Below are 25466 nucleotides of genomic sequence, written 5' to 3'. Positions count from 1 at the left end.
ACCTGATTAGTCATTGCCACACCCTAATTTAAAGGGTCCTTGAAGGAGTTTTTTATACCAAAACGCCCTACTCGTAAGCCACTAGGGTCTGGAGCCATTAGGCAGCCATAGTCCTTGTAAAAATAGTCGCCAGAGCACTAACAAAGAACCGATTAAAAAAGCGAAGGCAGATACGATACGAAATCCAATAACTCCATGGCGAGACATACCATAAAGTACTTGTTGCAATACGGCCAGCAGAACAAATCCCGGCGTTCCCCATATCAATGCCTGAAAATAATGTTTGATATATAACCAATTCCTGCAATTGAACGAATACTAATAAAATCCTATCGGCTATTAAAAATAAAATAATTAACGGGATGGAAAGAATGGGCGCTTAGTATATACAGCCTTGCTGAAGAATGCCGCCTACCTGATCTTTTTTGCGCCATAGGCCTGCCCAACGACAACGCTCATGGAAAATAAAAGGGAAATAAAGATAACAATGATCGTCACTTATGTTGATGCCACCAACATACTGGAGTAAGACGGAATGTCCCAACCATGCAAGATAAGCATGCCGATAAAGCAGCTCAACATTTCAACATTTGAATTAAACGCGACCCAGCCATCGGTAAGGTGAGGTTAACGACATTTTTAATTATTTATGGACTCTGTAAGTATTCATTCTCTCTCATTAATCTAATGCTCTCGAGTTTCGCTAAATTGAATTTCCGGCCATTTCTCCATTGTAATTTCTAAATTCACTCGCGAAGGCGCTAAATAAGTAAGATGTCCGCCGCCATCGTAAGCCAAATTACGTGATTGTTCCTGATTAAATCTTTCTAAAACAGCTTTATCATCACAAATAACCCAACGCGCTGTTACCACATTCACAGGTTCATAAACGCATTTCACGTTATATTCATTCTCTAAGCGATAAGCAACAACACTAAATTGCAATAAGCCAACCGCTCCCAAAATTAATTCATTGCTATCAAGTGGTCGAAAAAGTTGAGTGGCGCCCTCTTCCGATAGTTGAGTTAACCCCTTCAATAATGCTTTTTGTTTTAAGGGGACTTTAAGACGGACTAAACGAAACAACTCGGAGGTGAAATTGGGAATACCTGTAAATTTAAATCGTTCGCCTTGCGTAAAGGTATCACCAATTTGAATCATTCCATAATTATGAAGCCCAATAATGTCACCCGCCCATGCTTCCTCTGCATTTTCGCGTTTGCCTGCCATAAAAGTTAATGCGTTATTAATTTGAATTTCTTTTTTTAAACGGACATGATAAGCCTTCATGCCCTTTTGATATTGTCCTGACGCAATACGTAAAAAAGCGATGCGGTCGCGATGAGCAGGGTCCATATTCGCTTGAATTTTAAAAACGAAACCGCTGAATTTTTCTTCTTCTGGTTTAACCAAGCGCGAATTCGTTTCTCGACATTGTGGTGGTGGCGCTTCTTTAACAAAAGCATCTAATAACTCACCTACACCAAAATTATTGATAGCCGAACCAAAAAATACTGGCGTCAATTCCGCTTTCAAATAACGCTCTCGCTCAAAAGGATGACTCGCTCTTTTAATAAGTTCAATTTCGTTACGCAATTCCGAAGCCAAATCACCTAGCTTTTTATCTAATTCAGGATTATTAAGTCCTTCTATCCGTTCACTCTCACCCACGCGTTCATGTTTTCCCGGCTGATAAAGATAAATAGCATCCTCTATTAAGTGATAAACCCCTTTAAAATATTTCCCCATACCAATCGGCCAGGTCACCAGGGCGCAATGAATACGAAGAATAGATTCAATTTCATCTAACAATTCAATCGAAGGGCGCGCGTCCCGATCCATTTTATTAATGAAAGTCATTATCGGCGTATGGCGCAGTCGGCAGACTTCCATCAATTTAATCGTGCGCGCTTCAACACCTTTTGCCGCATCAATCACCATTAACACAGAATCTACGGCTGTCAATGTACGATACGTATCTTCAGTAAAATCCGCGTGGCCAGGGGTGTCTAATAAATTAATTAAATAATCTTTGTAGGGGAATTGCATCACCGAAGTCGTAACGGAAATACCCCGCTGTTTTTCCAACTCCATCCAATCAGAAGTGGCATGACGAACTGCCTTGCGGCTTTTAATCGTTCCGGCAAGCTGAATAGCACCGCCAAAAAGCAGCAATCTTTCCGTTAAAGTGGTTTTACCAGCATCGGGATGCGAAATAATTGCAAATGTCCGACGAATTACCGTTTGTTTCTCTACTGACATCTAACGCCTCGAATAACGGAGCAGAATAACACAACCTACAGCAAATAACACGGTCGGCATTAACGCTGCAAAAATAGGCGGAATCTGATAAAGCATCGCAAATGGCCCAAAAAACTGGTTTAGCATATAAAAAGCGAATCCAACAACAATCCCCGTTAAAATCTGCAACCCCATACTGGCTTGATGCAGCGAGCCAAAAATAAAAGGCACTCCCAAACAAATCATAACCACCGTTGTCAGCGGCTGGATAAAGCGTTGCCAAAACGCAAACACATAGCGGCTCGTTTGTAATCCCGCTTGCTGACGATAACGAATAGTATGATAAAGACCCACAATGGATTGTCGATCGGCCATCTTCCGCCCCTGTTGCAAGCGATCAGGATTAAAGACAATAGTTAAGGGGAATTTAGCCATTTTCTTTTCTGTTGTTCGATTACGAGAAAACTGCGTTTGTTTAACATTATATAAAATCCAGTGTCCTTTCACGTACTCTCCTTTGGGCGCGTAAATAGCCGATAATAATTGGTGTTTATTGTTAATAAAAAATTCGCTCACCCCGCTAATTTTATTTTTAGCATCGACAGATCTAATGTGAATAAACGATTGAGCACCATGCAACCAAACTTCTCCTAAGGCTTTGTAACCGATTGCTTTGGAAAGCGCGATCAGTTTCGTTTCTTCACCGCTCGCTTCTAATTGGGGCGCAATAACTTCCCCAATAAAAGTCATCACCACTATCATCAGTAACGCTGCTTTTACAACCGCCCACGTTATCCCGGCAATAGAAACGCCGGCCGTGCGCATAATCATTAATTCACTACTCGAAGCCAAACGGCCTAAACCGATTAAACAGCCTAAAAATCCTGCCATTGGAAATAATTGATAGAGATCTGAAGGTAATTGAGTAAGCACATACAAGAACGCTTGTCCCAAGCCATAATGAACTGATCCAATTTGGGAGAGTTGTCCGATAAATTCCATAAACATCTCAACGCCCAAAAGCACCAACATAACAACAGCCGTTGCCATGATGATAGCGTTGCAAATATAACGATTTAAGAGCGACACGCTATTCTCCTGCTGGCCCGAAATTGACACCACCAGCGCGATTGAAAAAACAACAAACCAACGGCTAGCAACAAAAGCAAACCAAGAATCCACCATAATCCAAGGTATTGACTAACAACACCATCTTCAATCCACGTTCGGCCCAAGAACATGAAATTGGCATAAACAATATAAATTAAAACCGCTGGTAGCATCTGTGCGAATTTTCCCTTACGAGGGTTGAACTCACTCAATGGAACGATCAATAAAGCAAATAACCACACTGACAAAAGCATTGCAATTCGCCATTGTAATTCCGCCGCTGCTTTCAAGTCTTTATTATGCAAATGCCAAAGCTTAGAAGTAGGCATCGCATTTACACGCCAGGTGATATCCATTTCTGGTGAAGTTAGACGAATACCGTATTCCACAAATTTCATCACGTCGTATTTTAATGCCCCCGGAATGCCCACATAACGAAAGCCATTTTTAAATAAAATAAAATGCTTCCCCTTAGGCGTGCTATATTCCCCCGCTTGCTCAGCTGAAACTAAATCCCAACGTTGTTTGTTGCCGGCAGTTTCACTTTTCGCCAAAAAAACATTTAACATTTTTTGATGATGGTCATTAACATCACCTGCATAAAAAACTTGACCATTACTACTCAGTGGTTGAAACCGGTCTGGCACGATTTTTTCTAAAGAAGCCGTAGCCACTGCATCTTTTAAAATTTTCACCCGATACCACTGCATTTTAGGTTCAACGGATAACATCAGCCAAGCCACAATAACGCCAATAAAAGTCGCTAATACAATGAGCATTCCAACGATTTGGGCGCGGCTCACACCACACACAGTCAATATAACCATTTCATGATCCACCGCCATACGCCCAAGCGCGAGCAGACCCCCCAAAAATAAACCCAGCGGTAACAAATAACCTAACAACAAAGGCACCTGTAGAGACATGATTTCCATTACCGCCTTCACCGTAATCTTACCCGCCGCTGCATCATTGAGATAATGGACGAATTGATTTGTCATGAAGATAATTAATAGAATCAAAGTAGTTGCCAACAACGTGCCTAAAATCTCTTTACACAAGCATCGAAAGACAATCACTGACAAACAATGCCTTTTATGTTAAAAACTGGGATATTATTTTACCTCTCGTCATTAGTATCTAAGCTCATTGTTCCTGCAAAAGCGGTAATAACGGGAGATAGTTACAAATTGAGGTCATTTTAGCAGAGCGCATGACAACATGGAAAAAACTTATAATCCAAAAGCCATTGAAAAAAAATGGGCTGATTACTGGGAAAAACGTCAACTGAGCAAGCCAACCACTCAAGGAAGCCCATATTGCATTATGCTGCCACCGCCTAACGTTACTGGCACGCTCCACATGGGCCACGGGTTCCAGCAAACTCTGATGGACACTCTCATTCGCTATCATCGAATGAAAGGCGAGCGGACACTATGGCAAGGAGGAACGGATCATGCTGGAATCGCCACGCAAATGGTCGTTGAACAACAACTCGCCCAAGAAGACTTAACACGAGAAGATTTAGGGCACCAAGCTTTTATTAAAAGGCTCTGGGAATGGCGCGAACATTCAGGCGGTAAAATTACCCATCAAATGCGCCGTCTAGGCGTCTCCATCGATTGGTCACGAGAACGTTTTAGTATGGACGAAGGACTCTCCAGGGCCACGACTGAAGCTTTCATCCGCCTCCATCACGAAGGATTAATTTACCGAGGTAAGCGTCTCGTCAATTGGGACCCGAAACTCAATACTGCCATTTCTGATCTCGAAGTCGTTACTGAAGAAGTGGAAGGACACTTGTGGCATATCCGTTACCCATTGGCTGATGGTTCTGGACATTTAATCATTGCCACCACTCGCCCCGAAACTTTATTAGGCGACGTTGCCATCGCAGTACACCCAGAAGACGAACGCTATCAGCGTTTCATTGGTAAAAAGGTTTGTCTCCCCCTCACCGATCGTAGTATTCCCGTCATTGCTGATGAAGCGGTCGATAAAAAATTTGGAACGGGCAGCCTTAAAATCACCCCTGGTCATGATTTTAATGACTACGAAATCGGTCAACGCCACCAACTGCCTTTAATTAATATACTGACCTCAGAAGGCTATTTAAACGAGAATGTCCCCGAGCCTTACCGCGGATTAGAACGCTTTCAAGCCCGAAAAAAAATTATCACCGACCTTCAACAGGAAAATTTGTTAGAAAAGATAGAGCCCTATCGCGTTCCCGTTCCTCGCGGGGAACGATCCGGCATCATCATTGAACCATTATTAACAAATCAGTGGTTTATAAAAATGGAAGCCTTAGCAAAACCGGCGATGGAAGCAGTGGAAAGCGGCGAATTAAAATTCATTCCCAAAAATTGGAAAAAAACTTATTTGCAATGGCTAAGCAATATTCAGGATTGGTGTATCAGTCGCCAATTATGGTGGGGGCATCGCCTTCCTGTTTGGCACGATGAAGAAAAAAATAGTTATGTCGGTCGTTCTCGAGAAGAAATCTTAAAAAAATACCATTTATCACCTGAGGTAAAATTACAACAAGAAACGGATGTTCTTGACACTTGGTTCTCTGCCAGTCTTTGGCCTTTTGCAACATTGGGCTGGCCAGAAAAAACCGAAAGCTTTAAAGCTTTCTATCCTACTCAAGTCTTAGTCACTGGCTTTGACATAATTTTCTTTTGGGTCGTGCGAATGGTGATGATGGGGCTAAAATTCACTCATAAAATTCCTTTTCATTCCGTTTATATCCACGGCCTTATTCGAGACAGCCAAGGCCGAAAGATGTCAAAATCGAAAGGCAACGTTATCGATCCCATCGACATTATCGATGGAATTTCACTTGATGCTTTAATTGAGAAACGAACCCACGCTTTACTACAGCCCAAAATGGCCAAAACCATCAAAAAAATGACGCGCAAAGAATTCCCCAACGGAATTGCGAGCTTTGGCACCGATGCATTGCGTTTTACTTTTTGCGCGCTAGCCAGTCGGGGTCGCGATATTAATTTTGATATGGGACGAATTGATGGCTATCGTAATTTTTGCAATAAAATTTGGAATGCTGCTCGTTTCGTCACTATTAATACTCAAGAAAAAGATTTGAATCCTGAAAAACCGTTAAGCTACTCCGCGGCCGACGAATGGATTCGGACCCGCTTACAACAAACTATTAAAAACGCGGAAGAAGCGCTTAGCCAATATCGTTTCGACTTACTCGCGCAAACGTTATATGAATTTACGTGGAATGAATATTGCAATTGGTACGTGGAATTTGCTAAGTGTATCCTCTACGATGAGCAAGCAAAACCCGCTGAACTTCGGGGTACCCGGGCGGCTCTACTCGAAGTGTTAGAAATTCTCCTGCGTCTGCTGCATCCTATCATGCCCTTTATTACCGAAGAAATCTGGCAAACTATCGCGCCCCTTGCAGGAAGGGAAGGGAAAAACATTATGGTGGAGAGTTGGCCTCAATTCAATACCCACGAAATGAATTATGATGCTAAAGTTGAAATTGAATGGGTTAAAAATATCATTACTGCTATTCGTACCTTACGCGCGGAAATAGGCATCTCACCAGCCAAACGAACTCCTGTTATTTTTGGAAAAGGTGATGAAAAAGATAAAAAGCAAATAAGCAAAATGCAATTCTATATAAAAACATTAGGTAAAGTGAGTCAATTGAGCTTTGCAAGACCTGATGACTCTTTTTCTGTTACAGCGACCAGTATTGTTGAACGTCTTGAAATTCACATTCCCTTGGCAGGGGTAATCGATAAACAAACTGAAATTGCTCGGCTCAAAAGGGAAATTTCCAAACTACAAAAAGAAGAAGAAAAATCGCTAAAGAAATTAGATAATCCTAATTATCTCCAAAGAGCACCCCAAGAAATCGTAGAAAAAGAGCGCCTTTCTTTGAAAAAAACGCAAAACGCTTTGAAGAAATTGCAGTCACAATACGCGAGTATTGAAAGCCTATAAGGAACTCATAAAATACGAGGAGACGGTCATTTCAATATTTCTTGAAAAACTTCCGCCACTAAGGTAGGTTCATGAAAATGAATGAGTGTACGACTCACGTTAACCGCTAAAGAAAAAGTAACATTTCGTTCCATGACATGCGCCACTAAAACGCCGTAACCAAAACTATTCCCTGCGCTCCAGATGACTCCCCCCCAGCGTTGCAAGCGCGCTTTATAAATCCCGAGTCCGTAATAGTCTTGGTCTTCTCGAGAGCCCGCTTTTGGGTCCACTGGTACAACTTCGAGCATTTGTTTAAAACTGCTTTTTAAAACACGCCGCTCAAGCAAAGCGCGTAACCACCGAATAAGATCCGTCGTCGTTGACAAACTGGCTGCGCCCCCGAGTCCATTGAAATTGTAAGCCCTCGTGACATCATACGCTTCTAATTCACGGTTTTCGTTATAAGTCTGAACTGGCAGATGATTAAAAGCAACGGCATAAGGATGGGAAATGGGTAGATAACCATGCGCCAACCGAGGCAGTAACTTTTTATCAAGAACGCCGTAAGAAGAATAATAAGTGGATTTCAAGTCCATCAAATCAAACAGCTCCCGCATTTGCTGAGAAGATTTACGACCGGTTGCTGCTTCAAGCACAAAACCCGCAATAATGTAATTTGTAGCGGAATCGCTAAAAATACCTCGCACCGGTAACTCATATCCCAGTCGATACCGAACACTTGAGCCTGTAATTAAATCCAAATACCCCTCGGCCTGCCATACCTTATTCGGCTTCGCCATAAACATTTTCTGATACGCCATTGTTTCATCGTAAGAAGGAAGGCCAGAAGTGTGGTTTAACAATTCACGGAGTGTCAGCGGTTTTAAATAAGGATAAAGATCTACCAGCAACTTTAATCGTCCGCCATCTAAACGATGTTGATGGCTTAACACAGCCAAAGGAGCATCTAAGTCCACCACTCCTTCCTCCAGCCATTTTAAAATAATGGCCGCCGTGAATAAGCGTGTGATTTTGCCAATGGGAAAAATAGACTTATCAGATAAACTTTGCTTGGTTTTAATATCTGCATACCCGGAACAATAATGATGAATACGATTTCCCGATTTACAAACGCTTAAAATTGCTCCGGGTAAGTTATGTTTAATGACGTTAATAGACTGCATTAAGGAGCACTATACCGGATTCTAAGGAAAATCCAAGGCAGATTACTCTCTCCCTGTAATTCTAATTTTGAATTGGCCGAGGTAGGAATAAGCAATAGGAACGACAATTAATGAAAAGAAGGTGCCAAATAACAAACCACCAACGATCACCCAACCAATTTGATGACGACCAACAGAACCTGGCCCAGTCGCCAAAGCTAAAGGTAGTGCGCCAAATACCATCGCAAGCGTGGTCATTAAGACGGGGCGCAAGCGAATCATCGCCCCGCGGAGAATAGCTTCTTGCATCGCCATTCCTTGTTTTCGAAGATCGTTTATAAATTGCGTAATCAAAACCCCATGCTTACTAATCATGCCAATCAACGTAACAAGTCCCATCTGAGAATAAATACTCAGCGTCCCGGCCGTTAATTTTAACGATAATAAACCACCCACAATACACAATGGAACAGCTAATAAAATGACGAAGGGATCGAGAAAACTGCCAAATTGTGCTGATAACACGAGGTAAATAAAAATAAGTGACATTAAGATAATGCCAATCATGCTTTTTGAAGATTGTAAAAACTGCGCTGCTTTCCCTGAAAAGACATAATGCACACCTGAAGTCATAACAAACGGTACATGCGCTTTAATGTAATCAATCACCTGGCTTTCAGAATATCCCGGAGCCAGACGCGCTGAAATGGTTCCAGAACGGAAGCGATTAAAATGCGTAAAGCTTCCTTGCCCAACGGTAGGTGTTAAATCAATAAGACTAGAAACTGGGATTGAATTCCCTCTGTTCGCATATGCTTTATTGTTGCTATGCACATAGAGCTTCTTAAGTGCATTAAAATCTGTTAAATCTTGTTTGTCCATCTGGACAACCACTTCGTAGCTTTTATTCCCTGCTTGCACATCGGTCCAATGATTTCCACTCATCATCGCGCTTACTGTATCAGCAATATCCTGAATATTCACGCCTAATACCGCTGCTAAATCGCGCTTAATCGTGATTGCATATTGCTGAGTATCGTATTTTAAATTTGCGTGAAGATCCGTCACCCCGGGATAGTGCTTTAAAACCTTCATCATTTTATTGATGGGATCAAGCAAATCCGTATAATCACTAGCCGTCATAAAATTCAAATCGATGTCATTTCCTTGTAATCCATAATTAACCACATCGGGAATATAAGCTGTCGCATCAACACCAGGAATGGCTGCTAATTTAGGATTTAAATCAGCGATCACTTGAGCTGTGGTTTCTCTACCTTCCCCCCACGGTTTCAAAGTGGCGAGGATATTAACGCTTGTCATGGACACTTGACTCATTACACTGGCTACTGCGGAGTTTTGTCGGATAATCTTTTCAACTTGTTCGGCGTATTGGTTGGTATAATTTAAACTTGCACCAGAAGGCGATGTCACGCTGACTTGGATTAAGCCGATATCTTCCTTAGGAATCAACTCCGAAGGAAGGTTAATAAACAGCACATACCCAGCGCCCGCAATCACCAGCAAACCTGCAATAAAAAGGCGTCGTTTATTTAAAGCAAATTTTAAAAAGCGTTGATAAAAGCCAGTCAGTTGCGAAAATGCGCGCTCAATAGCAATACTCAGCCTTGAGTCTTTTGTACGCGGCAATAGAATACGAGAACACATCATCGGTGATAAGGTAAGCGCAATAAAGGCGGAAATAACAACGGCAGTCGCTAACGTGAATGCAAACTCTTTAAATAATTTAGCCGTAAACCCTTGCACAAATCCTACCGGCGCGTAAACCGCCACCAACGTAAGTGCCATTGCAATAATCGCAAATGAAATTTCGCGACTTCCTTTAATTGCCGCTTGAAAAGGGGTCATTTCTTCTTCAATATGGCGATGAATGTTTTCCAGCATCACAATCGCATCATCCACCACCAAACCAATCGCCAATACAATGCCAAGCAGCGACATTGTATTAATAGTGAATCCAAATAATTTAATAAAAGCAAAAATGGCAATTAAACTGACGGGAATTGTAATAATGGGAATACTGGCTGCTCGAGCAGAACCCAAAAATAAAAACACAACGAAAATAACTAAAAGAACCGCTTCATCCATCGCATAAAAAGTTTCTTCAATCGACGACTTTAAAAAAGTGGAGACGTCATAATTAACCCTGGCTTTCATTTCCGGCGGTAAATTTTTCTGGATCACCGCGAGCGCTTGTTTCACTTCATACGCCACGGTAATCGGATTGGCTCCTTGCAGTGGCTTGATTAAAAGTTCAATACCATTTTGTCCATTAATGCGCATCGGCGCTTCGTACAAGCTGCGATACCCAAGTTCGGCATGGCCTATATCATTTAAACGAACGGTTCCTCCATCGTTATTTTTAATAATAATATTTCCAAACGCTGTGGCGTCTTTTAATTGAGTATGTGAAACAATACTGTAATTTCGCTTAGGTTCTTGAATAGAACCGGCTGGAAAATAAATATTATTAGCTGTTAAGGCGTTTTTAACATCGGTCACTGTCACTTGATGCGCTACCATTTTAGAAGCATTTAGCCAAATTCGCATGGCATAATCACTAGCTCCCAAAATATCAATCTCCCCCACGCCAGACAGCTGACGTAAAGCCGGTTGAACCGTGCGTTCCACATAATCACGAATATCAGCCGATGATTTTTGTGGATCAATAAAACCGACACCCAAAACTGGGTTACCTTTGCTCCCAACTGTAATGGTCGGTAGATTAGCATTGGGTGGTAATTGATCGCGAATCGCAAATACTTTGTCGCGTACTGCACTCGCTTCTTCTTCAAAATTGCCTCCGAGTTGGAATAACACCGTCACATAGCTCGAACCGGGGTAACTTGTGGAGTTGATCGAGGCAATGTGATCTACTCCGGAGAGGACGTTTTCAATTTGGGTGGTGACTTGACTTTCCATAGGCTGAGCGCTTGCGCCATCGTAAGTGGTGACTACGGTTAAGATAGGTAATTCCAATTTGGGAAAAAAACGCAGTTCAAGACGTTGAAAAGCAACGACGCCTAACACCACCAAAATTAAACTCAGTACAATAGCTAACACCGGTTGGCGAATACAAATCTCGGATAATTTCATGAATCAACTATGCATCTTTCTGAACTTTAATGACACTTCCATCATCCAATTTTTGCTGTCCTGCCACAACGATGGTATCGCCGATGCTCAATCCGCTTAGCACTTGCGCTTGATTATCTACGCGCGTTCCTACCCTAATGTAGGTTTGTCCAACCTTATCGCCAACGACTTTATAAACGTAAGATCCCTTCATGTCGGCCTGAATCGCTTCTTCGGGAATTACTGGCGCATTTTTCGCTATTGAAATTTGCTGCGAGATATGAACAAACATGCCAGGGGAAAGCAATCCCTTATCATTGGGCACAAGAGCTTGAATGAAGATCGAACGGGTATCCGAGCTCACCGTCGGAGAAATAAAGCTAACGGTGCCGTAAAACGTTCTCTGCGGGTAAGTTCCCGTGGTAATAGTGACTAACTGTCCTTGCTTTAACTCCGGTAAAAAGTTCTCAGGCACTTGAAAATCAGCCCTCAATTGGGAGGTGTTAACTAACGTCACCAGCGGGTCCCCCGCTTTCACATAATCACCCGCCTGGACCTGAAAAGCACCGAGAACACCAGAAAAGGGCGCGTTAACGACTTTCTCACTTAACGCTGCTAATTTACTCTGAACAGAAGCTTCTTTGCTCTCCATGTCGGCTTTCAATGCCGCCAACTCCTGTTGCGAAATCGCTTGATTTAAAAGCAGTTTTGAGCGTTCATATTTTGTTCGGGCAAGCTTCATGGCAGTTACGGTTGACTGATAATCAGCCTGTGCTCGGGCGTTATCGAGTTGAACAATTGGCATGCCCATATCGACTTCTTGTCCACTTTTGAAATGAATTTCAGCGATGCGCCCATCCGATTCTGCGCTAATGGTAACCGCTTTGACTGCCGATAGGCTGCCAAGGGCGTTGACGGTGTTAGGAATATCAGCCGTTTTGACTTTCGTGACATCAACGGAAACAGGCTGAGCCACCACAGGCGCCGTTTTAACCGCTAGCGCCCCTATTGAACTGAAGGCAAAATAAAAGCTAAGCACAACTACAAAAGCTATAAAAAGACCGGATTTCCAGTATTTAACCATGGCTTTTGCTCATTTTCCGCCGTTTATCGTCCCCGAGTATAATTGGATTTCCGTCCTGTCGCTATTCCAATAAAACGTTATCGTAACAAATTCTTAAGTCTATTTTAAGGTCTATTGGTTATACTGTTCCCTATCTTCACTTTTGACAACCACGGGAAAATTTTATGAACCTTCGCCCATCGTACGCCTTTTCAAAAAGAGCTCTCAAAGAAATCTTGACTGAAACTCACCGATGCAATCAATTACAATCACATCAATGGCGTAATGAGGGACAGTTATTCGCCAATTAACTCGGAATCCAACGCTTATAAGAGAGCTTTACAGAATATCTGCTGGAAGTTTTTACAGAATGAATCAATTGATTGGGTACTGAAAAAAACATATTATTAATCAGGCACTCACACCTCAACAAGTATTAAACAATATCCCTCCAAACCATCTGAGTATTATTAATAATATTTATCATCTCTTAAACCAGAGAAATCCCCAGAATTTACAATTAAATCCAGGTATAAATCTTTTATTTCAGCAAGATATCAACATAGAGGTCAGCATACGTGAAAATGAAGAAGAAGAAATAGCCTAAAACGAATTGCATCATGATGAATTATTAAATGCTCTTTTAGAAAATAAAGAATTGCAAAAAGCAGCTGCCCAATATGAGAATGAAGAGCATCATGATATTCATTCGCTTTTGGCATTGGGATTATCGCCTGAAGCAAAACCAAGCCCCGAAGAAATTCTCACCACTGGCTTAGCGCAATTAGCAGAACGAGCTCCCAAAAATGAGCCACACTCACAAAGTCAGCATTTCCTTGGAGCCGCCTTTGGCGTTACAGAAATTGCTAAAGTAATGAAAGATCACTCCAGAAAAGAAAACGATTTATTTTCACATTTTCACAAGAAAAAATTGGTTAAAAGAAAATCCAGGAATGAGACCTACTTCCACGAGAGAGTAAAAAATTAGCTAACAAAGCAATGATCTCACAGTGTTAAAGCGTCTGTTTTTAATCCACGTTAGATATTTAAAATAAACACTAACGCGTCTTCCCGACCTTTTCCCGTGGGATAATAGTTTTTTCGTATACCAATTTCTACACCTCCTGCCTTTTCATAAAATTCGATACCGGATCTATTAGATTTTCTTACTTCTAATTAATAACAATCACGTCATGTATTCTATTTTTGCGCAATCAAGAGCGTGTTTTAATAATTGACTGGCAACGCCTTTTCGTTGATAGCGAGGCGCTACGGCGATATTCATTAATTGACACTCTTTTTCCCGCATCAAAATAACAATAAAGCCTACTAAATAAAGCCTACTATACTAGATGATGATTAGACTCCATAACCCATCCATAATAATTGCTTTTCAATCAATCATACAAAGATCTTTTCCGACCACGGAAATGGCATCGCTGCTTCAGCAATTTCAGACACTTGCGGAACATCATCCTTAATCAAGCTTCGAATTTTCACACTTCCATTAACCGAATTGCTTTTTTTAAAGCATCCCACGTCTTTGGCTTAAGATCACCGTCGCGCAGTAATTCTGCCGGCGAATAACTTGTAATTATCTGCGGAAAGTTCACTTGAGAAAAAGATTGGGTTACGTGATTCCCTAACAAAATAATGACGGATTTCTCTAATTTATCGGAGCTTGGGGCCCCTTCTCTAAGCCCTCCTCTAATCTGTTTTTTTGTTGCCTTTGCAATTTTCTCAACGAGTTGGCTTTCTTTTTCATCTTTCAATACCGCATCAGCCAGCAACACTCCGACTTGCCTATCTTGAGTATCTAGCAAATCATAATGGTAATAGTGATTTGAAACAGGCGTTCGCAAACGCCATACGTCAATACCCATTAACTGTAAATAATGATTTATATTCAAGCTATCCTTTTTGAGTGGTAAATATTTTTATCAATTAAATTAACCAATAACATCATCAGGCATATTTTAACACAACGAATCCGCAGCCGATTATCTATGATATTGACGATAAGTCAAATAAAATGGAATTTTGTCTACAGGAACTTAAGAGTAATTGGGAGCCGGCGTTCACCCCCACGCGTCCCTATGATATAATAGTGATTGGAATGATAAAAAAATTTGTTAAAGTGATTCTGCCTCTTTTAATAATCGCGATTCTTTCCATCGGCGGTTATTTTTACTCGCAACATCAAAACCGCTACCCCAGCACAGATGATGCCTACATCCAAGCTGACGTTATTAACGTAGCTTCTCAGGTTAGTGGGACCGTAAGCGAGATCGATGTTCGCAATGAAGAACATGTTCAAAAAGGACAACTCCTATTCACCATTGACCCAGCGCCGTTTACCATCGAGCTTAATAAGACGCAAGCGCAACGAGATGCTACCCGACAAAAAATTCAAGCAGCTGATATGGCAGTAAAATTCGCTAGGGCCACCGTGCTAGAAAGAAAAGCAGAACTCACCCATACACGTCTGGAAACAAAACGTATACTCACCTTAATGAAAAAGCAATTTGTTTCTCGCTCGGACGGTGATCTCGCTATTAAAAATTTACATGTTGCTGAAGCTGCCCTGAATGCAGCACAAAACCAATTGGAAGAAATGATTGAAAAGCGTGGTGAATTAGGCGACAAAAACGCCCGATTGCGTCTAGCGCAAGCTGCCGTCGAAAAAGCCAAATTAAATTTGCAATACACTCGCGTTTTCGCCCCCACTTCAGGCTACATCGCTAATTTTAATTTACGACATGGCGATGTAGTAAGCGCTTACCAACCTTTGTTCGCTTTAATCGAAGACCAAACCTGGTGGGCTCAAGCCAATTTTAAAGAGACCCAACTGTCTCGTATCCACACTGGCGAACAAGCCACCATCAAGCTAGACATGTACCCTCATCAAATATTTATCGGCAAAGTCGTAGATATTAACAAAGACAGCGGCAGTAGTTTTTCCTTGCTACCCCCTGAAAACGCCAGCGGTAATTGGGTTAAAGTCACTCAGCGTTTTCCAGTTGAGGTTATTATTACCCAACGCAAATCGGGCTATCCTCTCCGTTTGGGCGCTAGTAGCATGGTTACTATAGACACAACCTCTCTGAAATAAATGAATACAACAGCGCTGACAAAGAACGAAATTCTTTATTCTCGACGATGGTCAATTATCGTGACCATTATGATGGTAGCCATTCTGGAAATATTGGATACCACTATCGTGAACGTCGCTTTACCAAACATGATGTCATCGTTGGGCGCGAATCAAAATCAGATAACGTGGGTATTGACTTCATACGTGGTTGCCTCTGCCATTATGCTTCCCCTCACAGGCTTTTTTAGCAACCGACTCGGCGAAAAACAATTGCTTTTAATTAATATCACCGGGTTTATGATTACCTCTTTTTTATGCGGAATCGCACAATCATTGCCAGAAATCGTTTTTTTTCGCATATTCCAAGGGCTTTTCGGCGCTTCTTTGATTCCTCTATCTCAATCCATACTAAGAGAGACCTTCCCTTTAGAAGAACAAGGTAAAGCAATGGCTATTTGGGGTATTGGCATTATGGCAGCGCCCGTTTTCGGGCCTGCCTTAGGCGGCTTTATTACAGAATATATGAACTGGCGCTGGATTTTTTATATCAATATGCCGATTTGTTTACTCGGACTAATGTCAACGCTGTTTATCATTCCATCGAGCGAACGTCACTATCAACGCATTGATTGGGGCGGATTATTATTAATGATCACCGGCGTTGGAGCCTTACAAGTTTTTCTCGACAAAGGCAACGAAAATGATTGGCTAAATTCCAATTTAATCTTAGCCTTATTTATTACCGCTGTTTTTTGTCTCATTTTCTTTATTATCCGGAGTTTAATCCATCGTTATCCAGTAATTAAATTAAAGATATTTAAAGACCGTAATTTTAAAATTTCTTGTTTAACACTGGCCTTATTTGCAGGCTCGATGTTTTCATTAATTACGTTAGAGCCCATTATGTTGGAGCGTTTATTTAATTATCCAGCCGTCACTGCAGGTTGGACTATGGCGCCTTTAGGTATTGGCGGGACCGTTGTAATGACGTTTGTGCCTTTTTTAATGAGGTGTTTAAATATAAAAATTATTTTAACTGTTGGCATATTGTGCTCTTTTTACGGAGCACTTCTATTTGCTGGCGTTAACTTAAATTCAACGATGCAGGAATTTTTAATAAATAATACCATTCTTGGATTTGGAATGGGTTTTTTAATGGTACCTTTAACAACTTATTCTTTAGCCACACTTCCACTAAAAGATATCACCGAAGCGGCAGGTCTTTATAGTTACTCACGAATGCTAGGCACTTCCATTAACGTTTCCTTACTAAGCACGCTCGTCAGCCGGACAACACAAATTCATTGGCATTTTTTGACAACACATATTAACGTTTTTAATACTAATTTTCACAACTGGTTTACTTTTCAAAAACTCCCTTTTATGGACCCCGTTGGTATCTCTCGGTTAGGCATTCAATTTCAACGACAGGCTAGCATGCTCGGATTTTTAGATGGTTTCAGAACCATTGCTATTCTCCTTATCTTATTGTTACCATTGCTATTAACATTAAAAACCATCAAATTGCAGGGTAGCCCGGCTGCTCCAGTGGACGATCCTGTTACTCCTGCTTCTATAGGAATAACAGAGAAAATTTAATCGAATGGCGAATCCATTGACGGCATGTGTATTCTGCAAAATTGCAAAAGGCGAAATAGGCGAATTAATTTACGAAGATAAGCAAGTAGTCGCTTTCAACGACATTGCACCACAAGCGCCTATTCATATTCTTGTCATTCCCCACCGCCATATTAAAATGATAAATGATATCACCACACCTGCCGATGAGAATCTTTTGGGGCACATGGTGGTTGTCGCTACTCAATTAGCCCACGATAAAAATATAGCAGTGGACGGCTATCGTCTTGTGATGAATTGCAATCGAAACGGCGGACAGGCTGTCTTTCATATTCACCTTCATCTCCTGGGTGGTCGCCAAATGCACTGGCCGCCGGGATAGTGGAAAATATTATGAGCAATACTATTGCAGACCATGTCAAAGCGATATTAATAGCATTAGGGGAAGACCCAAACCGGGAAGGCTTAAGGGATACACCTAAACGCTATGAAAAAGCCTTGAAACATCTCACCAAAGGGTATCATGAAAAGCTCCCATCGGTTATCAAAAAGGCGGTATTCCAATCTGGGATGGACGAGATGGTTATCCTCAAGGATATTGAGCTTTACTCGCTCTGCGAGCATCATTTATTGCCTTTCATTGGCAGGTGTCACGTTGCTTACCTTCCCAGCGGAAAAATAATTGGCATCTCAAAGCTGGCTCGCATTGTCGATATGTTCGCCAAGCGCTTCCAAGTACAAGAAAATCTCACCAAACAAATCGCAGAAACCATATTAACCGCAACGGAAGCAAAAGGTGTCGGCGTTATCATCGAAGCAAAACACCTTTGCATGATGATGCGCGGTGTCGAAAAACAAAATTCAGAAATGACCACTTCGGTCATGCTCGGCACCTTCCGAAAAGACGACCACGCCCGCTCAGAATTTTTGAGTTTAATTAGAAAGTAATGCTATACTACCTCGCCAAAAACTGACCCAGCCGAGGTGGCGGAATTGGCAGACGCGCCGGACTCAAAATCCGGTGGTGGCAACACTGTGAGGGTTCAACTCCCTCCCTCGGTACCATGGAATTAAGAGATTGCAACACTTTCTAAACTCGCTACATTGTCACTAAAATTCTTTGTGGGAATTTTATGTGAACTAGCTTGACACCTTCCAAAGCCCTGTCCTCCCACGAGGCTGATTTTTCATTCATTTTATTCTATCATTTGTTCGCGGGCCGAAATTAATAAGGACAACTATCTATTTCTTTTGGAAGTCACCTCAACGATTCATCGCATTTGTTATATACGTATACGTATCTGTTCTAACAACTCGTGTATTTCTGCTCAAGCCGCCATTTGAATGATAAAGGATTCATTAATCCCTCGGCTATGCACGAGGTGCTTCATATCTATCAACTCAATGATGTTTTAAAAGCCATACAACGAGCGCGAAGCGACTTCATAAGCATATTATTCTTGGAAATCAGCATAGCCAAGGTAGACAAATGCTTATTCAGGGAAGTATTGCGCTCGACACGTTGTCTTATAATCACGTCCTAAAAATTGATGCTAGAAAAATGCAGGTTACAATCCAGCCAGGTATCACCTGAAATCAACTGCAAGTAATGATCAATGTCATGCAATCGTCAGGCATTTTTACCGTTGGAGGCTCATTGAGTGTGAATACCTACGGGCTTGATTTCAGATGAAGCCCCTCATCAATACAATTGTTGCGTTTCATTTAGTCTTAGCTAATGGAAAGATCGTGAAAGTTTCACCTCATGAAAATCTTGAACTGTGGCGAGTAACGATCGGTGGATATGGATTAGTGGGAGTGACATCTGATGTGGCAATACAGCTCGTTCCGGACAATAAATATATTAAAATCCAAAGTGCAATCGATCGATATTCCAAATTTAAGTCAAAAATTTAAAGACGATATTTTACCCAACAAGGAAAATGCTTTATTTCTTGGCCGATTATCGATTGTGCCCGATAAAACTTTTTTTAAATAAGGTGTTATTATTCGCTTTTTCAAATTTTCAAATAGTCACGCCAAGTATGAAAAAGCCAAAAAAAAACACTAATTAATCTAGAGTATGGATTTTGTTATTAAGTCGCTGTTAATTTGGTTCGTTATTCTAATAAACGAAAATATAAATTATGGAAGGATAGGATTTAACGAAAAATACCATAAATAAAAATTTTACTCCAAATAATGCCATGCGACTTCCCATAGAATTTACCGTCCAGCACCATTAAAAAATCATTCGGATTGGTTGCAGATATTACACTCCTTATATAGACTGTATCACAGTCTTCATGATTTTTTCACAAGAAATCATGATGAAAAGTAAAGTTAATTTGCTCAGCATCACTATTCGTTACGTGCAAAAAGACTCGAAGACAATTTTAAACTATGCTAATCAACCTTGTTTCAGTGTCGTTTTATATTTCGATCAAATTTCAGGGAAAAATAAAATTTATCAAAATTGTTCTCGGATTTCTTCCGTCATAACTATTTGTTCTCGGGAAGACATTTTTGTAATAGCTATTTGAGACGTGCCACAATCTCACCTCACTAGGAAACTAAATCTTACTATCACATTATAGTATTATAGCATTGAAAGGAATTTAATTCACAAATTTTCCCCTCATCAAGCGTCGTAAGTTAATCTCCAAGACTTTATTTATCGGGACGGCAGGATTTGAACCTGCGACCCCTTGCACCCCATGCAAGTGCGCTACCAGGCTGCGCTACGCCCCGAACTGGGTCTCATTATAATATCGCTGAGTTAATTTACTACAATTCTCTTAAAAAAATTTTTAATGGCGGTTACGCCTTAGAAGCTATAGAAGCTATTGAGTTTCGTTATGATAGCCGAGCTTCATCTGACGCCATTCAAAACAGAAGGATGATGGTCTCTAACTTAACCCTGTAAGCGAATTCACTCTAGAGCAGTGACAAGTTGCCGCCAGCCTCTTTTGATGGGAGTAAAGACTAATGAAGCACAAAAATTATTTTCTTTGTTGTATATCTCCATTACTCCACGGCCATCCCATGTGGCGTCCAGTTCCCCCAGTGTCTCTCTGTCTTTATGGTCGGCTGGCTATAGTTAACAGCATCATGAGGCAGAGCAAGTATAATAAATGGAATTAATAGTGGCTGCTAATCTAGCTCCTTGCCATTTATATATGGAGATGTCCCTCGTTCTCCTCGGATTCATATACTTTTATAGTTAAAGATGTATAGTATTCGTTAATAACCTGACCATCTATGCTGCAGGTCCCCAAGGGACAACCTGGATAGCAGGGCTGAACCTAGTACAGTGAAACACCTTGATTATTGATTTTTTCATAAGATCTCTATATTAGCACCATTTCGAGACGATAGCCAATAAGATTTCTTTAATTTATTATTTTTTAAAGAAAATTGCTGCACAAATCGCTTAGCTTTCTCGGAAAGGTTAACTTCGTAATCGCTAATAACCTTCCAAACTCACCGCAATTTTTTCAAGTTCAAAGACAGCTCGACGCATCGTGTCGCAAACTTTATGTTCTTGCTTATCTTTGGAAGATTCTTCGGATAGTTTTTGTCGGGCGCCGTCGATAGTATAGCCTTCCTCGTAAAGTAGTCGGCGTATTTTTCGGATAATTAAAACATCTTTCAGTTGGTAATAACGGCGATTACCGCGGCGCTTTAGAGGAGACAAATGGCTGAATTCTTGTTCCCAATAACGCAAAACATGAGGGCGCAACTGACACAGTTCACTCACTTCGCCAATAGTAAAATACAGCTTGTCGGGGATCGTTGGCAAGTCGATGTCCTGTTTAGGATCCCCCTTCCTCTTTTGGTTTGACATTTTTCTCCACCCTGGATTTAAGTTTATGGCCGGCGCGGAAAGTAACCACCCGTCGAGCAGTAATGGGAATTTCTTCTCCCGTTTTCGGATTTCGGCCAGGTCGTTCGCCTTTGTCGCGCAAATTAAAATTACCAAATCCGGATAATTTTACCGATTCACCCCGCTCTAAAGAACGACTAATCTCTTTAAAAAACAATTCAACAAGATCTTTGGCTTCCCGCTTATTTAACCCAACTACATTAAATAAATGTTCAGAAAGATTGGCTTTAGTGAGCGCCATCGGACTATGCCCTCAATTTTGCATTGAACTTTTGCTCTAAAGCGGTAAGCACACGCTCAATGATTTGTTTTACTTCTTCGTCTATTAGAGTGCGTGAAGGGTCTTGAAACGTCAACCCCAAGGCTACACTTTTTTTGCCAAATTCAATATGTTTCCCGCTCTCATATATATCAAAAACTTGTGTGGTAATCAATAATTGCCCGGCTGTTGATTTGACTTCTTCTTCAATACTTCCCACCGGCAGATCCCGATCAACCACAATAGCAATATCTCGACGAATCGAAGGAAATTTAGATAAAGGATGGTATTTTGGCAAAATTGAAGTCTTAACGGCATCCAATTCTATTTCAAAAAGAAAAGGAACCGCTGTTAACTCCAACTGATCAACCAACTCAGGATGCAAAGCTCCTAAATAGCCAATACATTGATCTTTGTAATAGAGAGCAGCCGATTGGCCGGGGTTTAAGGCAGGATGATGCCTCTCGGCAAAGCGAAAATGGGCTTCTGTGCGCGTTAAAGTGAAAAGCACACTGAGATCACCCTTGATATCATAAAAATCGACGGGGCGTTCCTTTTCGGCCCATTGGAGATTGTGTGCATCGCCTGCCACTAAGCCGCCCAGTTTTGTCACTTGTTGCCATTCATTATCTGCTCCGTTAAAACACATGCCTATTTCAAAAAGCCGGATTCGATGAATTTGGCGCGCTTGATTGTATTTGAGCACTTGAATTAACCCCGGCCACAAACTGGTCCGCATGACATTCATTTCAACTGTAAGTGGGTTAGAAAGAGCAATGGATGTGACTTCAGGATTAAGCAAAGTCTGCAACTCGTCATTGACAAAACTATAGGTCAACACTTCCTGATAACCCCGATCGGTCATTAAACAACGCAACCGAGCCGATGACAGTTGGGTCTCTGCAAAAGGCCGAATGGTATACTCTCCTTCCATCATAAGTTGAGGAATCCGATCGTAACCGTACAAACGTGCCAACTCCTCGATCAAATCAGCTTCTCCCTTAATATCAAAGCGATGACTAGGAGCGGTAACGACCCAATTGTTTTTTTCTTTCACCACCTTCATGCCCAGTAATTCAAGAAGCTTCGAAACTTCGTCCTCGTTAATTTTAATACCGAGAATCCGTTTGATTCGTTCAGGACGCAGAATAATTCTTGGAATTGTTGGCAAATAAGTTTCACTGCACACTTCAATAAGTGGGCCTGGGGAACCACCGGTAATTTGGATCAATAATTCAGTAGCGCGTTCCATTGCTAACGTTTGAAGTTTAAGATCAACACCGCGCTCAAAGCGATAAGAAGAATCCGTTTTCATGTCGTAATAGCGCGCTGTCAAAGCAATTTCACCCGGTGAAAAATAAGCGCTTTCTAAAAAAATAGCTTCTGTTTTTTCGTTAACGGAAGAATTAGCGCTCCCCATAACCCCCGCCAATGCCTGGGGGCGACTTTTATCTGCGATAACTAGCATGCGTTCCGTGAGCGCAATTTCGGTTTCGTCGATTAAAGTAATTTTTTCGTCGGCTTTTGCAAAGCGGACTTCAATTCCTTCTACCAACCGACTCAAATCAAACGCGTGGAGGGGCTGCCCCAATTCCAACATGACGTAATTCATCACATCTACAACCGGGTGAATGGTGCGTAAACCGCTCCACCGTAGTCGCTCGCAGATCCAAAGGGGTGTTTGCGAATGGCTATCAACACCACGAATCACACGACCTATATAACGGGGGCACGCCTTCTCCGCTTTGACTTCAACGGGGAAAACATCATTAATTGCTGCCGAAACCGTGGCTAAATTCAGTCCTTTTATCGGCAAACGATTAATAGCTCCCACTTCACGTGCGATGCCGCGCACACTGGCGCAATCTCCACGATTCGACGTTAATTCAATATCGAGAATATAATCTTCCAGCGTTAAATAATCCTGAATATTTCTTCCAATGGGTGTATCTGGGGGTAATTTTATAATTCCTTCATGCTGCCCGGACAACCCCATTTCGCGCTCGGAGAAAATCATTCCATTGGAAACCACTCCTCGTAATTTAGTTTTTTCAACTTTCAAATCACCAACAATGCCGCCTGCTAAAACGACCGCCACTTTTAAACCAGTGCGAACGTTAGACGCACCACAAACAATTTCTAAGGGCTCGCCTTCGCCCACGTCAACGCGACAAACCGACAAGCGATCCGAATTTGGATGTTTTTTTCTTGTGATTACTTCACCCACAACAACTTTCTCGAGCGTCCGTGCGGCCGGTTTAACGGAAGCGACTTCCAACCCTACCATGGTCAATTGGGCAGTTAACTTTTCGGTGTCCACGGGTGGGTTCACCCATTCACGCAACCATTGTTCGCTCAACTTCATTAAAATTGTTCTAAAAATCGTAAATCATTTTCAAAAAACAACCGCAGGTCGGTTACTTCATAACGCAGCATGGCCAGCCGATCCAATCCGATACCAAACGCGAAACCGCTGTATTCATCAGGATCAATATTAACATTATGCAAAACATTCGGATGAACCATGCCGCACCCTAAAACCTCTAACCATTTATCTGTGGAGGGTTGATAGATATCCACTTCAGCAGAAGGTTCTGTAAAAGGAAAATAAGAGGCCCGAAAACGCAACCAAACATCTTTTTCAAAAAAACAATTTAAAAATTGTTGTAATAACCCTTTTAAATTAGCAAACGTGGATCTTTTATCGATTACCAACCCTTCCACTTGATGAAACATCGGGGTGTGGGTTTGATCTAAATCGCGGCGATACACGCGCCCCAAAGCAATTAAACGAATCGGAACACCTTGCTTTTCCATTTCTCGAATCTGAACAGGAGAGGTATGCGTTCGCAATAATTTGTCTCCTGAAAAATAAAAGGTATCCACCATTGTTCGTGCCGGGTGGTCGGTCGGAATATTGAGCGCTTCAAAATTATAATATTCATTTTCAATTTCAGGACCTTCGGCAATTTGAAAACCTAACATTGAAAATAACTGAGAAACGCGCTCGACAACACGCGAGATTGGATGAATGGCACCCAAGTGGTCGTATCGACCGCGTAAGGTGATGTCAACTTTTTCTTTATTTAACTTTTCTTGGAGGGATTTTTCACGAAGTTGAGTGGATTTTGCATTCAACAATTGATGGATTTCACACTTAATTTCGTTAACGACTTTTCCTAATAAAGGACGTTGATCAGCCGGCATTTGCCCGACGGATTTAAGTAACTTAGTTAATTTACCTTTCTTTCCTAAATAATCAACACGAATCTCTTCGAGCACAATTTCGCTTTGAGCATCGGCAACGGATTTTTTTACAGATTGTAAAAGTGCGTTTAATTGGTTCTGCATGCTTTTCTATTGTATTTATCCATCATCCACAACTTGACCGCGGACGACGGTCTGGCGGTGGTGACTGGTTTAAACGTTAAGCGCCTAAAGCCTGCTTAGCTTTTTCTGCTAATTTTCCAAAAACGGCTTTATCATACACCGCTAATTCCGCTAAATTTTTACGATCGATGGCAACAGATGCTTTCGTTAAACCACTGATCAAACGGCTGTATGAAAGCCCATGCTCGCGAGCGGCTGCGTTAATACGGACAATCCATAAAACGCGAAATTGGCGCTTACGCTGCTTACGATCCCGGTAGGCATATTGGGCAGCTTTGATAACCGCTTGCTTAGCCACGCGAAACACTCGGCTTCGCGCACCATAATAACCTTTTACTTTAGTCAATATTTTCTTATGCCGCGCTCTTGCGGTGACTCCTCGTTTTACTCTTGGCATTTTATTTCTCCAAAATTCATAGTGCTTTAGAAGATTGTATATACCTCCGGCACTTCCCGTCCGCTGCCCTCTCTACAAGGAGAGGAGTCCACAATCATATCATTCACATAAGTCACAACCATTTCAATTTTAGCCTTCGTCATTCTCGCTCAGGCGGGGAAGCAGGCGGCGCCAAAGGCGCGCCGCCGCTAATGTGTGCACTGCATCCCCGCCTGCGCACCTA

Annotated in this window: 20 protein-coding genes, 2 tRNA genes and 2 pseudogenes; 9 read left to right on the top strand and 15 right to left on the bottom strand. The window is 41.7% G+C overall.

Features of this window, described 5'->3' with window-relative positions; translation table 11 throughout:
* Positions 1 to 194: 194 nt before the first annotated feature.
* From FIV31_RS03470 to lptF, 4 genes and pseudogenes are all read right to left on the bottom strand, one after another.
* Positions 195 to 614 (bottom strand): annotated as a pseudogene (locus tag FIV31_RS03470) (MATE family efflux transporter); the annotation flags it as partial.
* Positions 615 to 684: 70 nt separating this feature from the next.
* Positions 685 to 2262 (bottom strand): peptide chain release factor 3, encoded by a 1578-nt coding sequence (locus FIV31_RS03465; RefSeq protein ID WP_280123823.1) that lies wholly within the window; start codon positions 2260 to 2262, stop codon positions 685 to 687.
* Positions 2263 to 3330 (bottom strand): LPS export ABC transporter permease LptG, encoded by a 1068-nt coding sequence (gene lptG / locus FIV31_RS03460; RefSeq protein WP_280123822.1) that lies wholly within the window; start codon positions 3328 to 3330, stop codon positions 2263 to 2265. It abuts the gene before it with no gap.
* Positions 3318 to 4436, bottom strand: coding sequence for an LPS export ABC transporter permease LptF (lptF, locus tag FIV31_RS03455; protein ID WP_280123821.1), 1119 nt, complete (start codon positions 4434 to 4436; stop codon positions 3318 to 3320). The genes lptG and lptF overlap by 13 nt, the downstream gene beginning before the upstream one ends.
* Before the next feature lie 136 nt (positions 4437 to 4572).
* Between lptF and FIV31_RS03450 the strand changes: the two genes are divergently transcribed.
* Positions 4573 to 7335 (top strand): valine--tRNA ligase, encoded by a 2763-nt coding sequence (locus tag FIV31_RS03450; protein ID WP_280123820.1) that lies wholly within the window; start codon positions 4573 to 4575, stop codon positions 7333 to 7335.
* A gap of 26 nt (positions 7336 to 7361) precedes the next feature.
* On the opposite strand, the gene FIV31_RS03445 is transcribed toward FIV31_RS03450, so the two are convergent.
* The 3 genes from FIV31_RS03445 to FIV31_RS03435 are packed head-to-tail and all read right to left on the bottom strand — an operon-like array spanning position 7362 to position 12660.
* Complete coding sequence (locus tag FIV31_RS03445) at positions 7362 to 8501, bottom strand: serine hydrolase domain-containing protein (RefSeq protein ID WP_280123819.1); 1140 nt, start codon at positions 8499 to 8501, stop codon at positions 7362 to 7364.
* A gap of 42 nt (positions 8502 to 8543) precedes the next feature.
* On the bottom strand, positions 8544 to 11597 hold the full coding sequence (locus FIV31_RS03440) for an efflux RND transporter permease subunit (protein ID WP_280123818.1): 3054 nt from the start codon (positions 11595 to 11597) through the stop codon (positions 8544 to 8546).
* Between the two features lie 7 nt (positions 11598 to 11604).
* Complete coding sequence (locus FIV31_RS03435) at positions 11605 to 12660, bottom strand: efflux RND transporter periplasmic adaptor subunit (protein WP_280123817.1); 1056 nt, start codon at positions 12658 to 12660, stop codon at positions 11605 to 11607.
* Between the two features lie 592 nt (positions 12661 to 13252).
* Here FIV31_RS03435 and FIV31_RS03430 point away from each other — a divergent pair.
* Complete coding sequence (locus tag FIV31_RS03430) at positions 13253 to 13627, top strand: hypothetical protein (protein ID WP_280123816.1); 375 nt, start codon at positions 13253 to 13255, stop codon at positions 13625 to 13627.
* A gap of 50 nt (positions 13628 to 13677) precedes the next feature.
* On the opposite strand, the pseudogene rimI reads toward FIV31_RS03430, so the two are convergent.
* A pseudogene (gene rimI / locus FIV31_RS03425) lies at positions 13678 to 14139 on the bottom strand (ribosomal protein S18-alanine N-acetyltransferase).
* Entirely contained in the window at positions 14136 to 14549 is a 414-nt protein-coding gene (locus FIV31_RS03420; protein ID WP_280123815.1) for a uracil-DNA glycosylase family protein, read from the bottom strand. The pseudogene rimI and the gene FIV31_RS03420 overlap by 4 nt, the downstream one beginning before the upstream one ends.
* Before the next feature lie 206 nt (positions 14550 to 14755).
* Here FIV31_RS03420 and FIV31_RS03415 point away from each other — a divergent pair, with 206 nt between their 5' ends.
* The 7 genes from FIV31_RS03415 to FIV31_RS03385 all read left to right on the top strand — a co-directional run bounded on the left by FIV31_RS03415 (position 14756) and on the right by FIV31_RS03385 (position 19228).
* Positions 14756 to 15751 (top strand): HlyD family secretion protein, encoded by a 996-nt coding sequence (locus tag FIV31_RS03415; protein ID WP_280123814.1) that lies wholly within the window; start codon positions 14756 to 14758, stop codon positions 15749 to 15751.
* The gene (locus FIV31_RS03410) at positions 15752 to 17332 is read left to right on the top strand and encodes a DHA2 family efflux MFS transporter permease subunit (RefSeq protein ID WP_280123813.1); all 1581 of its coding nucleotides are present in this window, start codon (positions 15752 to 15754) and stop codon (positions 17330 to 17332) included.
* A gap of 16 nt (positions 17333 to 17348) precedes the next feature.
* Positions 17349 to 17693, top strand: a complete 345-nt coding sequence (locus FIV31_RS03405) for a histidine triad nucleotide-binding protein (RefSeq protein WP_280123825.1) — start codon at positions 17349 to 17351, stop codon at positions 17691 to 17693.
* Positions 17693 to 18259, top strand: a complete 567-nt coding sequence (gene folE, locus FIV31_RS03400; RefSeq protein ID WP_280123812.1) for a GTP cyclohydrolase I FolE — start codon at positions 17693 to 17695, stop codon at positions 18257 to 18259. The genes FIV31_RS03405 and folE overlap by 1 nt, the downstream gene beginning before the upstream one ends.
* 30 nt (positions 18260 to 18289) lie before the next feature.
* Positions 18290 to 18376: transfer RNA gene (locus FIV31_RS03395), tRNA-Leu, on the top strand.
* 424 nt (positions 18377 to 18800) lie between these two features.
* Positions 18801 to 18905, top strand: a complete 105-nt coding sequence (locus tag FIV31_RS03390) for a hypothetical protein (RefSeq protein WP_280123811.1) — start codon at positions 18801 to 18803, stop codon at positions 18903 to 18905.
* Positions 18906 to 19060: 155 nt separating this feature from the next.
* Positions 19061 to 19228, top strand: coding sequence for a hypothetical protein (locus FIV31_RS03385; RefSeq protein ID WP_280123810.1), 168 nt, complete (start codon positions 19061 to 19063; stop codon positions 19226 to 19228).
* 760 nt (positions 19229 to 19988) lie between these two features.
* Here the strand turns inward: FIV31_RS03385 and FIV31_RS03380 are convergent.
* The 6 genes from FIV31_RS03380 to rplT form a co-directional block, all read right to left on the bottom strand.
* A tRNA-Pro gene (locus tag FIV31_RS03380) sits at positions 19989 to 20062 on the bottom strand.
* Between the two features lie 715 nt (positions 20063 to 20777).
* Entirely contained in the window at positions 20778 to 21113 is a 336-nt protein-coding gene (locus FIV31_RS03375; RefSeq protein WP_280123824.1) for a MerR family transcriptional regulator, read from the bottom strand.
* A gap of 13 nt (positions 21114 to 21126) precedes the next feature.
* A complete protein-coding gene (locus FIV31_RS03370; RefSeq protein WP_280123809.1) occupies positions 21127 to 21438 on the bottom strand; it encodes an integration host factor subunit alpha in 312 nt (103 codons plus the stop codon).
* A gap of 4 nt (positions 21439 to 21442) precedes the next feature.
* Entirely contained in the window at positions 21443 to 23821 is a 2379-nt protein-coding gene (gene pheT / locus FIV31_RS03365) for a phenylalanine--tRNA ligase subunit beta (protein ID WP_280123808.1), read from the bottom strand.
* Positions 23821 to 24807: a phenylalanine--tRNA ligase subunit alpha gene (gene pheS / locus FIV31_RS03360; RefSeq protein ID WP_280123807.1), complete on the bottom strand. Its 987-nt coding sequence runs from the start codon at positions 24805 to 24807 to the stop codon at positions 23821 to 23823. The genes pheT and pheS overlap by 1 nt, the downstream gene beginning before the upstream one ends.
* A 76-nt stretch (positions 24808 to 24883) precedes the next feature.
* A complete protein-coding gene (rplT, locus tag FIV31_RS03355; RefSeq protein ID WP_280123806.1) occupies positions 24884 to 25243 on the bottom strand; it encodes a 50S ribosomal protein L20 in 360 nt (119 codons plus the stop codon).
* Positions 25244 to 25466: the final 223 nt, after the last annotated feature.

Source organism: Coxiella endosymbiont of Ornithodoros amblus (assembly GCF_019425495.1).
Lineage (GTDB): Bacteria > Pseudomonadota > Gammaproteobacteria > Coxiellales > Coxiellaceae > Coxiella.
The sequence above is the reverse complement of the archived record's forward strand: the minus strand, read 5'-3'. Positions and strand labels throughout refer to the sequence as shown.

Coding starts and splice junctions, on each gene's coding strand:
- FIV31_RS03465 (WP_280123823.1), bottom strand. CDS start 2,262: ATGTCAGTAGAGAAACAAACGGTAATTCGTCGGACATTTGCAATTATT.
- FIV31_RS03450 (WP_280123820.1), top strand. CDS start 4,573: ATGGAAAAAACTTATAATCCAAAAGCCATTGAAAAAAAATGGGCTGAT.
- FIV31_RS03445 (WP_280123819.1), bottom strand. CDS start 8,501: ATGCAGTCTATTAACGTCATTAAACATAACTTACCCGGAGCAATTTTA.
- FIV31_RS03440 (WP_280123818.1), bottom strand. CDS start 11,597: ATGAAATTATCCGAGATTTGTATTCGCCAACCGGTGTTAGCTATTGTA.
- FIV31_RS03435 (WP_280123817.1), bottom strand. CDS start 12,660: ATGGTTAAATACTGGAAATCCGGTCTTTTTATAGCTTTTGTAGTTGTG.
- FIV31_RS03415 (WP_280123814.1), top strand. CDS start 14,756: ATGATAAAAAAATTTGTTAAAGTGATTCTGCCTCTTTTAATAATCGCG.
- FIV31_RS03410 (WP_280123813.1), top strand. CDS start 15,752: ATGAATACAACAGCGCTGACAAAGAACGAAATTCTTTATTCTCGACGA.
- FIV31_RS03390 (WP_280123811.1), top strand. CDS start 18,801: ATGCTTATTCAGGGAAGTATTGCGCTCGACACGTTGTCTTATAATCAC.
- FIV31_RS03370 (WP_280123809.1), bottom strand. CDS start 21,438: ATGGCGCTCACTAAAGCCAATCTTTCTGAACATTTATTTAATGTAGTT.
- pheT (WP_280123808.1), bottom strand. CDS start 23,821: ATGAAGTTGAGCGAACAATGGTTGCGTGAATGGGTGAACCCACCCGTG.
- pheS (WP_280123807.1), bottom strand. CDS start 24,807: ATGCAGAACCAATTAAACGCACTTTTACAATCTGTAAAAAAATCCGTT.
- rplT (WP_280123806.1), bottom strand. CDS start 25,243: ATGCCAAGAGTAAAACGAGGAGTCACCGCAAGAGCGCGGCATAAGAAA.